The organism is Lysobacter sp. A286, assembly GCF_054052105.1.
The window spans coordinates 2,165,189-2,181,194 of the sequence record NZ_JBSVRJ010000001.1; the positions used below are offsets into that span (position 1 = coordinate 2,165,189).

Sequence of the window (16,006 nt, forward strand, 5' to 3'; positions counted from 1 at the left end):
CTCGCATTCAGCTTTTCGACTCCGTCCTGCCCAACGAAAACAGGGCCCGAAGGCCCCGTTTTCATGGTGCTGGCAACCCGCTTCAGTCGCGATGGTTTCGCTGGGAAACCTCGAGCACCTTGGGAGTCACGAAGATCAACAGCTCAGCCTTTTCCTTGGTGCGACCCTTCTTCTTGAACAGGTTGCCCAGGAACGGGATGTCGGCCAAGAACGGTACCTTGCTGGCATCTTCGCGGTCACGGAACTCGTACACGCCGCCCACCACCACGGTCTGGCCATCTTCGACCAGCACCGCGGTATTGACCTCGCGGGTACTGATCAGCGGAACGTCGCCAATACCGGTCGGGATGAAGCGTTCGATCTCGTCCTTCTTGACGTTGAGATTCAGGAACACCCGGCCGTCATTGGTGATGGTCGGGGTGACCTTCATCTCCAGCACGACGTCCTTGAACTGCACGCTCGGGGTGGCGACGCCGCCGGCGGTGGCCGGCTGGATGGTCACGTAACCGACTTCCTGACCCTGGCGGATAATCGCTTCGCGCTGATTGCTGGTGACGATACGGGGATTGGAGATGACCTCGCCACGCCCCTGGGTCTGCATCGCCGACAACTCGATATCCAGCAGGTAGCCGGCATTGAGGATCGACAGCGCCACCGCTCCGGCTGGATTCACGCCCAGGTTGCTCATCAGGCCTTGCGTGATCGTGCCGGCAATAAGCTGCGGCAGGGTCGGAACAGGCGCAGGCAGCCCAGCCAGGCCCTCCAGCGCACGCTCCGCGTTCTCCATCTGCCAGTCGCGGATGGCATTCGCATTGGCCTGGTTGTTCTGGTAGATCGCGTTGCGATTGGCGATGTCGGTGGTGACATCCTCGTTGCGGTTGACTCTGTTTGCCTCTATGTCGCCGCTGAAGTAGGCGTTGTCCTTGCTTCCGCTGATGCCGAACTTCGCACCCAACTCGCGCATGAAGCTTTCGGTGGCGATGACCACCCGCGCCTCGATCACGACCTGGTCAACCGGACGGTCGATCTCGCGGATGAGGATCTTCATCGCTTCGACCTTGTCAGGGGTATCGCTGACCATCAAGGTGTTGGTGCGCGAGTCGGCAATCACGCGCCCACGCGAGGACAGGAAGCCGGTATCGATCTGGCCACCCTGACCACCGCCACCACCGGCACCCGAGCCGCCGATGCCCTTGGCCTCGGTCAGCATCTTGAAGATCTGCTCGGCGTTGTGGTAGTTGATCTGGATGTACTCGGTGACCAGCTCGGTCCGGTTGGACATCGCAATGCGGGCGTCGGCCTTGTCCTGCTCGTACTTGGCCAGTTCGGCCTGCGGGGCCACCCAGACGACACTACCGCTGCGACGCTTGTCCAGGCCCTTGGCCCGCAGCACGATGTCCAGCGCCTGGTCCCATGGCACGTTGATCAAGCGCAGGGTCACGTTGCCCTGGACCGTATCGGACGCCACCAGGTTGAGGTTGGACTCCTCGGCGATCAACTGCAGCACGGTGCGTACCGGCACGTCCTGGAAGTTGAAGGTCACCGGGCGCCCGGCGTACTTGCGGGTGTCGCTGGTGGTCGCGCTGGTGGCACCCATCGCGGCGCTGGATTGGTCATCGCCCTTCGGCGCGGACTTCGCGACGGCCGCGCGCGGCACGATCTCGACGATGTAGTCGTTGCCGGTCTGGTAGGCCATCGACTCGTAGGCACCCGACGTCTCCAGCACCAGGGTGGTGCCGCTGTTGCTGCTGCGTGCCTCGATATGATCCACCGGGGTCGCGAAGTCGGATACGTTGAGCGGGCGTTGCAGGGATGCCGGCAACGAGGCGTTTGCGACATTGATGACGACCTGGGACCCCTGGTTGCGCAAGTCCGGTGTCGCACCGGTGCCGGTGAAGCTGAGGATCAATTGCCCGGAGCCACCATCACCACGCTTGAAGTCGATGTTGGACACCGCGATCGCACCCGGCAGTTGCTTGGCCGGGTCCAGGCTGGTTGTCGGAGCCGCTGGCGCGACCACGGCCGACGCGGCCATGCCGACGTGCGGCGTCCCCGCGTGCACGGCGGTGAAGGCCGCAATCCCCCCCAGCAGCAGGCCGAAACCGGCACTGCGAAACAACAGGGGGCGCTGCGTACGCCGCGATCGTGTGGCTTTGAATACGGTCATCGTGCTATCCCCAATTCTCATTGATCTTCCAAAGCGACAGAGGCCGCGCGTTCCAGCCAACCCCCCGCACCGTCCGGCACCAGTTCCACCAACTCGATGCGGTCTTCGAACACGCCGGTCACCCGACCGTCGCTCTGTCCTACGTACATGCCCGGGCTCACCCGGTAGGTGACTTTGTCGGGCGCCATCACCAACGCCACGATGTTGCCGCCCTGGCCCAGCGTGCCGACCATGTCGAGGCTGTCCAGCGGAAACTGCTCCAGCACCTGCTTGCGCCGACCGGAATCCGGTCGCGGACCGTTGTTGCCGTCGCGATCGGTGAACGCGTTGCTGAACGGATCACGCAGGCCGTGGGCGGCGTACTCGAAGGTTTCGAATTGCTGCATCACCGGCAACGGATCCAGGGGCGGCGCAGGGCGTGCCTGTACCTCGGCCACAAATTCCTCCAGGTTCGGCGCCTGGTCGTAGCTGCTGGTCACACCCCGCGTGCAGCCGACCACGGCCGTTGCCAGCAATGCGACCCCCAGCACCCGGGCTACCAGCACTGCGCGGTGAACGGTCAGGTTATGCATGTCAGGACCCTCCCTTCTTTGCCGCTTGATCCTGTTGCGCCTGCTCGGCTACTTCGTCCTCGTCAAGATAGCGATAGGTCTTTACCGTGCCGGCGAGCTCCAGTGGCGAGTTGGCCGTGATCCCGGCGCCCTTGTCGTCACCGCGGGGCTTCAGCGAAATATCGTGCATGGTCATGATGACCACCCGTGGCAGCGAGGCGACCCCACTGACGAATCCGCCGAACTGGTGGTAGCTGCCGACCATGCGCAACGCGATTGGCTTCTCGGCGTAGAACTCCTTCAGCTGCTCGGGGCCCGGTTGGAACAGCTCATTGCGGATACCGGTGGCGAGCGCGGTCTGCGAGATGTCGACGATCAGGTCGGGCATCTCGGTCTTGCTCGGCAACTGGCGCAGCATCTGTTGCAGCTGCTGCTCCATCTGCGCCAGTTGCAGCTTGAGCGGCTCAAGGTTGGAGGCTCGCCCCTGCTTCTCGGCGAACTCGTCGCGCAGTTCGGTTTCGGTGCGTTCCAGGCCCGCGAGTTGCTCGCGCTGGTCGCGCACGAACACCCACCATGACAAGCCGACGATGAGCAGGCCGATGATCACGCACAAGCCAACCCGCGCCCGCTGCGGCCATCCGCCGATGTTCTGGAAGTCGAGCTCCCGGATATTGATCTTCTGGCTCACGAGGCGGCTCCTGGTGCGGGGGCAACGGCGGCGTCGCCTTCAGCCGGGTCGGCCGCTGCGTCATCGGCGGTCGGAATGTCGGCGGGCGCGGTATCGACGACCGTCGTATCGGCATCGCCGGCAACCGCCGATTCGGCCTCGGAGCCGACAGCGTCATCTGCGGCACCGGTTGCGGGCGCAGTCCCGGCATCGGGGCTGGCCACCGCGGCCTCCGGCGTCGCCGCAGCCGCGTCCTCGACAGCCACGTCCTCAACCGCTGAATCGGGCACGCCATCGCCATCTTCATCGGTGGGCGCGTTCGGGTTCGCCATCTTGACCTGCAACTTGAATTCGTACGGCAGGCCCTTCTCGAAGCCCTTCGCCTCGATGATCGACAGCTCCGGCTGCGTCATCCAGCTGGAACCTTCCAGGTTGCGCATGTAGGTACTGACGCGGGCACTGGACTGCGAGCGGCCCTCCAGGCTCAAGGTCTCGTTGTCCTGCTTGATTGCCGTCAGGATGACCCCGTCGGGGATCGTGCGGACCAGCGAATCGAACAAATGCACCATCTGCGAGCGATTGGCCTGCAGCTTCTCGATCACGTCCTTGCGTGCGAGCAGCTTCGACTTCTGCCGGTCGAGCTCGTCGATCTCGGTGATCTTCTTGTCGACCTCGGCGATGCGCGCTTTCAGGAAGCTGTTGCGTTCGGTCTGGCCATCGATCTGGGCGTTGTGGTAACCCACGATCAGGAACGACAGCACCACCGCCGCAAGCGCCGACAGTGCCAGCATCAACATCGCGTCTTTCTGGCGCTGCTTGCGGCGCTCGGCGCGCCACGGAAGAAGGTTGATCCGGGCCATCAGTCAAAGCTCCTCAAGGCCAGTCCGCAGGCAATCATCAGTGCCGGCGCGTCTTGGGCCAATGCATGTGCCTGCACTCGCGACCCCAATGTCATGTGGGCCAGCGGATTGGCGATCATGGTTGGCACGCCAAGCTGCTCTTCGACCATCTGGGCGATGCCCGGGATCGCGGCGCAACCGCCGGCGATCACGATCTGGTCGACCCGGTTGAACTCGCTGCCGGCGTAGAAGAACTGCAGCAACCGGCTGACCTGCTGCGCCATGGCTTCCTTGAACGGCTCCAGCACTTCGGCTTCGTAGGTCTCCGGCAATCCACCCTGGCGCTTGGCCAAGCCGGCTTCCTCGTAGCTCAGGCTGTAGCGGCGCATGATCTCGTCGGTCAGCTGCTTGCCGCCGAACACCTGCTCGCGCCCATACAGGCTGCGACCATTGCGCAACACGTTGAGCGTGGTCATCGTCGCGCCCGAGTCGATCAATGCCACCAACCCGTCCTTCGGCACGTTCAACTGGTCGACAATCAGGCCGAACGCGTTCTCGATCGCGAAGGCTTCCACATCCATCACTTTCGGGATCAGCCCGCCCATCTCCAGCGCCGAGACGCGGATCTCGACGTTCTCGGAGCGGGAGGCGGCCAGCAATATCTGCACCGACTCGGTGCTGCCGGGAACCAGCCCGAGCACTTCGAAATCGAGGTTTACCTCCTCGATCGGATACGGGACGTAGTTGACCGCTTCCAGTTCTACCTGCGCCTCCAGGTCGTCGCCCTCGAGCTCGGCCGCCATCGGGATCACCTTGGTGATAACGGCGGAACCGGAGACTGCCGCAGCCGCATGCTTGGCCCGGGTTCCCGAGCGCGCGACGGCACGCTTGATCGCCTCGCCCACGGCTTCAGGCTCGACGATGTTTTTTTCCACCACCGCATTGGGTGGCAGCGGCTCCACTGCGTAGTGCTCAACGCGGTAGCGGTTGCCCGCCCGCGAAAGCTGCAGGAGCTTGACTGCGGTCGAACTGATATCCACACCGACGAGCGCCGGCTGGCTCTTGCTGATCACGCCCACTGTTATCTCCCCTTGCCCCTTGCAACCACTGGCCCGCTTGCGCGAGCTTCGTGTGCCCCGTCTTAGATAACGGACTTTTCACAAAGCCGCAACCACCTTACCCGCTAATTGCCCACCAGTGCCCCTTTCTGACGCTGTGCGGCGCCGGCGCAATGGTAAGCCGGATACCGATCCCGACGCCATCATATACTTCAGCGCATTGATGACTGCGTTCCGGAACTCCTCGATGTCACCTCGCTTCCGTCGTGTCCTGCGCTGGGCTCTCCTCACCGTTGCCGCCTTGGCGGTGGTCGGTGTTGTCGCCCTGGGCGCGCTTTACTACCTGATCGCGCCGACGTTGCCCGACGTGCAAAGCCTGCATGACGTCGAGTTGCAGGAGCCCATGTCCATCTATGCGCGCGACGGACAGCTGATGTCGGTATTCGGCGAGACCCGCCGTTATCCGATCGACATCGACGATGTGCCCGAGACCGTGAAACAGGCCTTCATCGCCATCGAGGACAACCGCTTCTACGAGCACCACGGCGTCGACTACAAAGGTGTCGGGCGTGCGATCTGGCTGTTGGCCACCACCGACGACAAACGCGTACCAGGTGGATCGACCATTACCCAACAGGTCGCCCGCCAGTTTTTCCTGAGTTCCGAGTACAGCTATACCCGCAAAATTGCCGAGATGATGCTGGCATGGCGGATGGAACGCGAGCTCAGCAAGGACGAGATTTTCGAGCTGTATCTCAACAAGATCTTTTTCGGCAATCGCGCCTACGGCATCGCTGCGGCTGCGGAGTTCTACTACGGCAAGAAACTGGACGAACTGGACCTGGACGAGACCGCATCGCTGGCCGGCACCCCCAAATTCCCGTCCAGCGGCAACCCGTTGGGCAATCCCGAGCGCGCACGCATACGTCGCGATTACATCCTGCTACGCATGGCCGACCTGGGGTTCATCGATGAAGCGCAGATGGCGCGGTCCCAATCCGTCCCCATGCACGCCACGGCGCATGAACCGCCCATCCAGATGTATGCGCCGTACGTCTCGGAGATGGTGCGCCGGGAAATGATCGCCCGTTACGGCGCCGAAGCGCTGACCAAGGGTTACCACGTCACAACCACGATCGATCCGAGACTGCAACACGCGGCCAATCAAGCGGTGCGCGAAGGGCTGGTCGCCTATGACCAGCGCCACGGCTGGCACGGGGCGGAGCAGCATTTCGACCTGGCGGCCGATGAGGACGCAGACAGCGTTCGCGCACGCCTGCGCCCGATCGCGACCCAATCGGACATGTTGCCGGCCATAGTGCTCACCACCGAAGGCAGCACCGCCACCGTGGTGCTGCCCAGCGGCCGGCAGGTCGAGCTGGGGGCCAAGGATGGCTGGGGCGGTCGCAGCCCGGGCAGCCTGCTGACGCGTGGCGATCTGGTGCGGGTACACCGCACCGACACACCGGTCGCCGACACGGACAAGGATGCCGATGACACTGGAGCGCAACCGGCGACGCCCGCCGCGCCGCGGTACGGGTTGACCCAGATCCCGCGTGCCCAATCGGCACTGGTGTCTCTGGAAGCCGACACCGGAGCCCTGCGTGCCCTTGCCGGCGGCTTCAGTTTTGCCGGCAGCAAGTTCAACCGTGCCACCCAGGCGCGCCGCCAGCCCGGTTCGAGCTTCAAGCCCTTCCTGTACTCCGCCGCCTTGGAGCGCGGCTTCACCCCGGCCTCGATCGTGCTCGACGCACCTGTGGTCTTCAAGGATCGCCGCGACCACGTGTGGCGGCCGCAGAATGACGATGGCAGGTTCCTGGGGCCGATGCGCCTGCGCGAAGCCCTGGTGCGTTCCCGCAACCTGGTGTCGGTGCGCCTGCTCGACGCCATCGGCATTGATTACGCACGCAAGTACATCAGTCATTTCGGCTTCGAGGAATCAAGCCTGCCGCCCAACCTGTCGATGTCGCTGGGCACCGCATCGTTGACGCCACTGTCGATCGCCCGAGGTTATGCGGTCTTTGCCAACGGTGGCTCGCGGGTCGATCCGTGGTTCATCCAGACGGTCAGGGACCGCGACAGCATAGTGATTTTCGAGGAAAATCCGGCCACGGCCTGCCGCTACTGCAATCGGCCATCCGAAAACACGACGTCGGCAAGCAACCGGACCACGGGAGGTTTCAACCTCGGCCCGGCACCGGTGGCGACCGCCCCGGCGGCGCCCGAGCCGGATGACAGGGCCAACGCCGACACGACCCCGATAGATCCACCCGCCGACATGGTGGTAGCGCCACGCGCGATTGACGAGCGTATCGCCTACCAGATGGTTTCGATGATGCGCGACGTGGTCCAACGCGGCACTGGCGTCCGCGCCAAGGTGCTTGGGCGCGATGATGTGGGCGGCAAGACCGGCTCAACCAATGAGCACCGCGACGCCTGGTTCTCGGGTTTCGGCGGCAAGCTGGCCACCACGGTGTGGGTGGGTCGCGACAACTTCCAGTCACTGGGTCGCGGCGAGTACGGTGGCCGGGCGGCACTGCCGATCTGGATCGATTACATGCGGGTCGCACTGGAGGACCGTCCGGTGGCCACCAACACGCCGCCCGACGGCATGGTCGAGGTCTCCGTGGCGGCCAACGGCAACCTGCTGCCCGCCGGCAGTGGCGGGATCAGCGAGTGGATCAAGACCGAAGACCTGGAACGGATGCAGAGCCGCGCCGCCTATGAAAATGCGGACCAGGCCGACATGACCGAAGAGACCTTCGATATCTTCTGAGCAGCGCCGACGGCCTAATCGCGGCCTCATGTCACAAACCAGAAACGCCCCGCAAATGCGGGGCGTTTCTGGTTGCATCAAATTGTTGCATCAAACTGCTGCATCAACTTGTTGCGTCAAGGCAGAACCGGCGCCTGCGGTTGCAGGTGCCGACCCGGGGCCTGATCTCAGCGCTGTTCCATGCCCAGGTAATCGCGGTTGACCGCCCCGGTATAGATCTGGCGCGGACGACCGATCTTGTTTTCCGGATCGTCCTGCTGCTCCAGCCAATGGGCCACCCAACCAGCGGTGCGCGCGATAGCGAACATCACGGTGAACATCTCCACCGGGATGCCGAGCGCCTTGTAGATGATGCCGGAGTAGAAGTCGACGTTCGGGTAGAGCTTGCGCTCCACGAAGTAGTCGTCCTTCAGCGCCGCCTCTTCCAGCTTCAGGGCGACCTCAAGCAACGGGTCGTTGACCCCCAGCTGGCCCAGGACCTCGTGGGTCATCTTGCGCACCAGCGCCGCGCGCGGGTCGTAGTTCTTGTAGACGCGGTGGCCGAAGCCCATCAGGCGGAAGCCCGACTCCTTGTCCTTGGCCTTGTCGATCGCCAACTGCACGTTCTCCGGACGGCCGATCTCGTTGAGCATGCCGAGCACGGCTTCGTTGGCACCACCGTGGGCTGGCCCCCACAACGCGGCAACGCCGGCGGCAAGGCACGCATATGGGTTGGCACCGGTCGACCCCACCAGACGCACGGTGGAAGTCGAGGCATTCTGCTCATGGTCGGCATGCAGGATGAACAACAGGTCCATCGCCTTGGCCGCGATCGGGTTGAGCTCCAGCGGCTCGCTGGGCACCTCGTACAGCATGTGCAGGAAGCGGGTGGTGTAATCGAGGTTGTTGCGCGGATAGCGCAGCGGCCAGCCGATGGAATGCCGGTAACAGGCGGCGGCGATCGTCGGCACCTTGGCCATCAGGCGGATCGCAGCCAGGCGGCGCTGTTGCGGGTCCTCCAGGTCCAGGTCGTTGTGGTAGAAGCTGGCCATCGAGCCGAGCATGCCCACCAGCATTGCCATCGGGTGCGCGTCATGGCGGAACCCGCCCAGGAAGCCCTTGAACGCCTCGTGCATCATCGTGTGATGGGTGACGTCGCTCTCGAACGCGGCAAACTCCGGTTTGCTGGGCAGCTCGCCGTTGATCAGCAGGTAGGCGACTTCCAGGAAGTTGGAGTTCTCGGCCAGTTGCTCGATCGGATAGCCGCGGTACAGCAGCACTCCCTTCTCGCCATCGATGTAGGTAATGGCGGATTTGCAGCTGGCGGTGGCAGTAAAGCCGGGGTCGTAGGTGTAGCAGCCGGTACCCTTGGGCAATTTGCCGATGTCGATGCAGGGTGCGCCCAATGTGGGCTGCTGCACCGGAAGCTCGACGCGGCTATCGCCGACGGACAGGATGGCCTGGCTCAGGCCTGACGGTGACTCGGACACGAAACACTCCTCTTGTCTACGCATTCGCGCGATGCGCGAACGGGAAGGGGGACAAAGGATCGCGGCCACGCCGCGAACGTCCAATTATCACACAATGCTGTACCGCATGGCCGGCGCGCGGATGTCCACGGGCGGCGACGCAGTGTTGCAATGGTGTGGCAACCAGGCTCCCAGACACGACAACGGCCACCTTTTGGCAGCCGTTGTTGATAACCCGGATACAGCGCCGTGCGCCGCCGAGAATTACTTCTGGGCGTAACGCTTGCGGAACTTGTCCACGCGACCACCGGTATCCATGATCTTGTGCTTGCCCGTATAGAACGGGTGCGAGGCCGACGAGATGTCGACCTTGATCAACGGATACTCGTTGCCGTCTTCCCACTTGATCGATTCCTTACTGCCCATCTTGGAATCGGCAAGGGTCGAGCGGGTCAGGAACTGGAAATCGCTGGTCACGTCCTGGAACACGACCTGGCGGTATTCGGGATGGATGCCGGCTTTCATTGGCACTCACCAATTATGCGGAAGGAAGCGGGCAAGTATAACGGTCCTGTCCAAGGCTGCGCAAGTACGACGGACAACCTTCTAGCGGGCGGCCAATGCCGACTGGACCTGTTGCTCGAATCGGCGCTGGTCGTACTGCATCAGGATCGAGGCATTGTCGGGCGCGCCGCTCATCTGCAGCCAGTCCACCACCGTCGCGCCACGGGTGTGGCGGCCATCCAGCTCGACCGCCACCGGGCGTGCCAACTGCGACAGGGCACCCTGCGGCTGCAAGGCATGCGCCATCGCCAGGGCATCGGCCGCCAGCCATTTGTCTCCGCGCCGGTCGATCGACCATTCCCGGGTCTGGCGCGAGATCGCCTCGAAGAAGCGCGCCGCGTCACTGTCGGCTGCCAGCCATTCCACCACGTCATCGTGGTGCAGGCCGTGGGCGATGGTCGCCTCCCAGTCCACCAGGTCAAACCGGTCGAAAGCCGACATGACCACGTGCGCGGCTTCCGGATCAAACCCGATGTTGAACTCGGCCACGGCGGTCATGTTGCCGTGCCCGGTCACTGCCCCGCCCATCACCACCAGCCGATCAATCCGGTCCGGCAAGCTGGGGTCGAGCTTGAGCGCCAGAGCGAGATTGGTCAGCGGCCCCAGCGCCACCAGCAGCAAGCGCCCTGCGTATTGATGTGAAAGCCGCAGGATCGCCAGCGCCGCATGTTCGGTTTCCATGCGACCCGTCGGCGGCGCCAGTCCCGCGTCACCAAAACCATCCTGCCCATGCACGTGCGCGGCATCGTCGGCGGGATGCAGCAGCGGCGATGCACAGCCGGCGAATACCGGTACATCCGCCCCGACCACCTCGCACAGTTTCAGTGCATTGGCGACGGTGTGGGACAGGCCGACATTACCGGCGGCAATGCTCAGCCCGACCACCTCGTGGCGAGGGTCGTTGAAGGCCATCAGCAGCGCGAGCGCATCGTCGACACCGGGGTCGGTATCGATCAGCAGCGGGATTCGGGGTTCAGTCGTCGAATGATCAGTCATCAGGTGATTATCGTCCTTGGGCATTGGGATGTCGCAGGCGTTGGACGCTACCCCAGTTCCAGTGTCTTGGCATCCGGGTGGTACGCGATTCAGGCGCCGGCATAGCGCACGGCGGCTCCGATCCAGCGCGCCACAATGCGGTCGGCAACCTGCGGCGCCTCGGCCAGCAGTTGTTCGGCCAGCGCCTGCACCTGCGGCAACAGGTCGGCGTCACGAACCAGATCGGCCAGCCGGAACTCGGCCAGGCCGGTCTGGCGAGTGCCCAGCAATTCACCGGGGCCGCGCAGCGCCAGATCCTTCTCCGCGATCAGGAAGCCATCGTTGGTCTCGCGCATGGTTTCCAGCCGCTGCCGCGCCAACATCGACAACGGCGAGCGATACAGCAACACGCAACTGGAGGCCGTGCTGCCCCGCCCCACCCGTCCACGCAACTGATGCAACTGGGCGAGCCCAAGCCGCTCGGCGTTCTCGATGATCATCAGCGAGGCATTGGCCACGTCCACGCCGACCTCGATCACCGTGGTCGCCACCAGCAGGTCGATGTCACCCGCCTTGAACGCTGCCATCGTCGCGCGCTTTTCCAGCGACTTCATCCGGCCGTGGACAAGACCGACACGCAACTGCGGGAGTTGTCCCGACAAGGCCTCGAAAGTCGTCTGCGCCGCCTGTGCCTCGATTTTCAGTGCACTGCCGGCGCGGCCGCCTTCCTCCGGCTCGTCGATCAGGGTGCAGACCCAATACGCCTGCCTGCCCTGGGCACAGGCCTGGCGGATCCGCTCAACCAGTTCGGGGCGGCGCTCGCCACTAAGCGCGACGGTCTGCACGGGCGTCCGTCCGGGCGGCAACTCGTCGATCGATGACACATCAAGGTCGGCATACGCCGACATCGCCAGGGTGCGCGGAATCGGGGTAGCGGTCATCACCAGTTGGTGCGGGACGACGCTGTGCGCGCCCACCACGCCACCGGCGCCCTTGTCGCGCAGTGCCAGGCGCTGATGGACCCCAAAGCGATGCTGCTCGTCGACGATCGCCAGCGCCAGGTCGTGGAACGCGACCCCCTCCTGCATCAGCGCGTGGGTGCCCACCACGATCCGCGCCTCGCCGGAAGCCACCTGCTCCAGCACTTTCGTCCGTGCCTTGCCGGTGACCTTGCCAGCCAACCAGGCGACGCTGACACCCAGCGGATCAAACCAGCCGCGCAGGTTGACCAAGTGCTGCTCGGCCAACAGTTCCGTTGGTGCCATCAAGGCGGCCTGCTTGTCGCCGGCAATGGCGACCATCGCCGCCAATGCGGCGATCACGGTCTTGCCGCTGCCGACATCGCCCTGCACCAGTCGCAGCATCGGCGTGGGCCTGGCCAGATCAACCAACACCTCGCCCAGCACCCGTTGCTGGGCGCCGGTAAGGCGGAACGGGAGGTTGTCGCGCAGGCGTCGTGCCAACGTGTGGTCGGCCAGTACCGGTGCGGCGTGCGCCTGGTGAGCCATGCGTTGGCGCCGCAGGCTGAGGTGATGGGCCAGCAGCTCCTCCAGCGCCAGCCGCCGCTGCGCCGGATGGGTACCGGCAAGCAGCGCCGCGACGTCCGCGTCGCGGGGTGGTCGATGGACCGTCAACAATGCCTCGCGCAAAGACGGCAACCGCAACGAGGACAGCACATTGCCGGGCAGCAGCTCGATGGCCTCGTCACCGGGCAGGCGATCCAGGGCGAACCCGATCAGTCGCCGCAGCGAGGCCGGACCGACGCCCTCGATCGCCGGGTACACCGGGTCCAACCGATCACCCAGCTCGTCACCTGCCGCCTCATCCAGCAGCCGATAGCTGGGATGGACGATTTCCAGCCCCAGTTGGCCGGGGCGAGGCGTGCCGTAACAGCGGATCCGCGCACCTGGCTGGAACTGGGCGAGCTGCGCGGCGCGAAAATGAAAAAAGCGCAAGGTCACCGTCGCGTGTGACCCGTCACCCACAGCCACCCGCAGCATCGGCCGATACCGGAAGCTGCGCTCGACCGCTTCGACGCGCCCTTCGATTTGTGCGGCGACACCCGGCTGCAACGCGCGGATCGCCGTCAGCCGGGTCCGATCCTCGTACTGGCGAGGCAGTTGCAGCCACAGGTCCTGCAGGCAGGACAAGCCTCGCGCGGCCAACTTTTCGGCCATTTTCGGTCCACAACCCGGCAGCACGGTCAGCGGGTTTTCGCCGACCGCGGCCAGTGCGGGTGCGGGACGAGTGGCGCGTCTAGCCAAGAACCAGGATCGCGTCGACCTCGAATGCCGCACCCTTCGGCAGGCCGGATACCTCGATCGTCGATCGGGCCGGATACGGCGCCTGGAAATAGTCGGCCATCACCGCGTTGACCGCAGCGAAGTCGCCCAGGTCGGTCAGATACAAGCCAAGCCGGGCAACCTGCTCCAGCGAGCCACCCGCGGCTTCACAGACGGCCTTGAGGTTGTCGAACGAGCGCCGCGCCTGGGCGGTCACGTCGCCGGCAACGATCTCGCCGGTGGCCGGGTCCAGTGGAATCTGGCCGGACAGGAAAACCGTCTGGCCCATGCGCACGGCTTGTGAGTACGGGCCGATGGCTGCCGGGGCGTGGTCGCTGTGAACGGGGGTGCGGGACATGCGGGCTCCAAGGTGACGGGGTCAACCCACATTGTAGGAGGCTGGGCTCAGATCCGCTGCACCGCGATCACCACGCCGGACTTGCGGACCTTGCGGATCACGTTGGCGAGATGACGCCGATCGGCGACCTCGATCGAGAAGCGCAACACGGCCACATTGGTATCGCGCTCGAGGTACTCGACCCGCTCGATGTTGGATTTCGCCTCTGCGATCGCCGCGGCAACCTGGGCCAGCGCGCCGGGGCGATTGTCGACCTCGATCCTCAGCGCCGCGCTGAAATCACCACTGACCTTGCGATCCCACCCGATCGGCACCCACCGGTCCGGCGACTTGCGGTAGTCGGCGACATTGGGGCAGTCCAGCCGATGCACCACGATGCCCTTGCCAGTGGTGTGGTAACCCATGATCTCGTCACCCGCGATCGGGAGGCAGCAATTGGCGAAGCTGATTATGCCGCCTTCCGCGCCGGTGATCAGGATCTTGTCCTGGGCCTGCGAGATGCCGGGCGTCTTCGGGGCAGCCCGGCCTTCGCTGCCCGGTGGATAGGCCAGGATGAACGCCACTTGCCTGGGCATCTTGTTGCCCAGCGCAATGTCGGCCAGCAAAGCCTCCAGGCGCGGGTAACGGCTTTCCTGCAGGTAGTTGTCAAGCTGCGCCGCCGGGATCCGCTCCAGCGAGCTGTCCAGCGCCTCCAGCGCACGGTCCAGCATCCGGTGGCCGAGCTGCACGGCATCCTCGTGCTCGATGCTCTTGAGTTGCTGGCGGATGGAGGTGCGGGCCTTGCCCGAGACCACGAACTCCAGCCATTGCGGTTTTGGCATCGACGACTTGGCGGTAATGATCTCGATCCGCTCGCCGCTCGACAGCCGGGTGCGCAGCGGCACCAGCTTGCCGTCCACGCGCGCGGCGACCGCCTGGTTGCCGACGTCGGTATGCACCGAGTAGGCGAAATCGAGTGCGGTCGCATTGCGCGGCAACGACAGGATTTCACCCTTCGGCGTGAACAGGTAGACCTCGTCCGGGAACAAGTCGACCTTGACGTTCTCGAGGAATTCCAGCGACGAGCCGGCCGTGCTCTGGGATTCCACCAGTCCGCTGATCCAGTGCTGGGCGCGGCTTTGCGCGCTGTTGGGGCCGTCGCTTCCTTCCTTGTACGACCAATGTGCGGCGATGCCTTTCTCCGCGATCAGATCCATCTCTTCGGTCCGCAGCTGCACCTCGATCGGCGATCCGTAGGGACCGAACAGCACCGTATGCAGCGATTGGTAACCGTTGGCCTTGGGGATCGCGATGAAGTCGCGGAAACGCGCATCCAAAGGCTTGTAGGTCGAGTGCACCACGCCCAGCGCGTGGTAACAATCCGCTACCGAGGTCAGCACGACGCGGTAGCCGAACACATCCATCAGTTGGGCGAAGCTCTTTCCCTCGTCTTCCATCTTGGTATAGATGCTCCACGGCGACTTGACCCGGCTGATCAGTCGGTTGGGCAGCTTCTCCTTGGCCAGTCGCTGGGCCAGGTTGGCCTCGATCTGCACCAGGGCTTCGCGCCGGACCACCGGCTGGTCACGCAGGTATTTTTCCAACACCGCATGGCGCCACGGATACAACGCGCGGAACCCGAGATCCTGCAACTCCGCCTTGATCAGGTTCATTCCCAGCCGCTGGGCAATCGGGGCGTAGATCTCCAGCGTTTCACGGGCGATCCGCTGGCGCGACTCGGGATCTTTTGCACCCAGCGTGCGCATGTTGTGCAGACGATCCGCCAACTTGATCAAGATCACCCGCAAGTCGCGCGACATGGCCAACAGCATCTTGCGGAAGCTCTCGGCGGTCGCTTCCAGACGGTCACGGAACTGCACCCTGTCGAGCTTGGTGACCCCGTCGACCAGTTCCGCCACGGTGTCGCCGAACTCTGCGGCGATGCAATCGCGGGTCAGCGCGGTATCTTCGATGGTGTCATGCAGGATCGCCGCCAGCAGGGTCTCGACATCCAGCCCCTGGTCGGCCAGCACCCGCGCAACCGCGACCGGGTGGGTGATGTAGGGCTCGCCGGATCGCCGCATCTGGCCGGCGTGGGCGTGCGCTCCCACCGCCCAAGCCCGGCGCAGCAACTTGCGTTGCGGCTCGGTCAGGTAGCGGACCGCCTGCTCGAGCTCGCGCATGTAGTCGGGCAATGCCGCATCGCCGCTGTCGACAGCGGGTCCGGGGCGACTATAAGCGGGCTCGAAAGAAGTCATTGTGGCAATCTACGCGTCCGGCGCCACGCCATGCAACGCGTGGGTACAAGTCGATTCCCAAAACCAGACGACCCCGCACAAGGC

At 64.4% G+C, this 16,006-nt stretch carries 12 protein-coding genes; 1 reads left to right on the forward strand and 11 read right to left on the reverse strand.

Annotated elements, in window-relative coordinates; all coding sequences use genetic code 11:
• Positions 1–82: 82 nt before the first annotated feature.
• The 5 genes from ACW7G0_RS10040 to ACW7G0_RS10060 are packed head-to-tail and all read right to left on the reverse strand — an operon-like array spanning position 83 to position 5,303.
• Positions 83–2,167 carry a type IV pilus secretin PilQ gene (locus tag ACW7G0_RS10040; protein WP_456989375.1) on the reverse strand — a complete coding sequence of 695 codons (2,085 nt, stop codon included), beginning with the start codon at positions 2,165–2,167 and terminating at the stop codon, positions 83–85.
• A gap of 17 nt (positions 2,168–2,184) precedes the next feature.
• On the reverse strand, positions 2,185–2,739 hold the full coding sequence (locus tag ACW7G0_RS10045; RefSeq protein WP_456960751.1) for a pilus assembly protein PilP: 555 nt from the start codon (positions 2,737–2,739) through the stop codon (positions 2,185–2,187).
• Between the two features lies 1 nt (position 2,740).
• On the reverse strand, positions 2,741–3,406 hold the full coding sequence (locus tag ACW7G0_RS10050; protein ID WP_456989376.1) for a type 4a pilus biogenesis protein PilO: 666 nt from the start codon (positions 3,404–3,406) through the stop codon (positions 2,741–2,743).
• Positions 3,403–4,245: a PilN domain-containing protein gene (locus ACW7G0_RS10055; RefSeq protein ID WP_456989377.1), complete on the reverse strand. Its 843-nt coding sequence runs from the start codon at positions 4,243–4,245 to the stop codon at positions 3,403–3,405. The genes ACW7G0_RS10050 and ACW7G0_RS10055 overlap by 4 nt, the downstream gene beginning before the upstream one ends.
• Positions 4,245–5,303, reverse strand: a complete 1,059-nt coding sequence (locus ACW7G0_RS10060) for a pilus assembly protein PilM (protein WP_456960748.1) — start codon at positions 5,301–5,303, stop codon at positions 4,245–4,247. Before ACW7G0_RS10060 ends, ACW7G0_RS10055 begins: the two co-directional genes overlap by 1 nt.
• A gap of 226 nt (positions 5,304–5,529) precedes the next feature.
• On the opposite strand from ACW7G0_RS10060, the gene ACW7G0_RS10065 reads away from it, so the two are divergent.
• Positions 5,530–8,058: a penicillin-binding protein 1A gene (locus tag ACW7G0_RS10065; RefSeq protein WP_456989378.1), complete on the forward strand. Its 2,529-nt coding sequence runs from the start codon at positions 5,530–5,532 to the stop codon at positions 8,056–8,058.
• 167 nt (positions 8,059–8,225) lie between these two features.
• On the opposite strand, the gene ACW7G0_RS10070 is transcribed toward ACW7G0_RS10065, so the two are convergent.
• The 6 genes from ACW7G0_RS10070 to ACW7G0_RS10095 all read right to left on the reverse strand — a co-directional run bounded on the left by ACW7G0_RS10070 (position 8,226) and on the right by ACW7G0_RS10095 (position 15,922).
• Positions 8,226–9,527: a citrate synthase gene (locus ACW7G0_RS10070; RefSeq protein WP_456989379.1), complete on the reverse strand. Its 1,302-nt coding sequence runs from the start codon at positions 9,525–9,527 to the stop codon at positions 8,226–8,228.
• A 243-nt stretch (positions 9,528–9,770) separates the two neighbouring features.
• Positions 9,771–10,031, reverse strand: coding sequence for a type B 50S ribosomal protein L31 (locus ACW7G0_RS10075; RefSeq protein ID WP_456960745.1), 261 nt, complete (start codon positions 10,029–10,031; stop codon positions 9,771–9,773).
• Positions 10,032–10,112: 81 nt separating this feature from the next.
• A complete protein-coding gene (locus tag ACW7G0_RS10080; RefSeq protein ID WP_456989380.1) occupies positions 10,113–11,066 on the reverse strand; it encodes a nucleoside hydrolase in 954 nt (317 codons plus the stop codon).
• Positions 11,067–11,155: 89 nt separating this feature from the next.
• Positions 11,156–13,309: an ATP-dependent DNA helicase RecG gene (gene recG, locus ACW7G0_RS10085; RefSeq protein ID WP_456989381.1), complete on the reverse strand. Its 2,154-nt coding sequence runs from the start codon at positions 13,307–13,309 to the stop codon at positions 11,156–11,158.
• Positions 13,302–13,685 carry a RidA family protein gene (locus ACW7G0_RS10090; RefSeq protein ID WP_456960742.1) on the reverse strand — a complete coding sequence of 128 codons (384 nt, stop codon included), beginning with the start codon at positions 13,683–13,685 and terminating at the stop codon, positions 13,302–13,304. The genes recG and ACW7G0_RS10090 overlap by 8 nt, the downstream gene beginning before the upstream one ends.
• A 47-nt stretch (positions 13,686–13,732) precedes the next feature.
• Positions 13,733–15,922, reverse strand: coding sequence for a RelA/SpoT family protein (locus ACW7G0_RS10095; protein WP_456989382.1), 2,190 nt, complete (start codon positions 15,920–15,922; stop codon positions 13,733–13,735).
• Between the last annotated feature and the right edge of the window lie 84 nt (positions 15,923–16,006).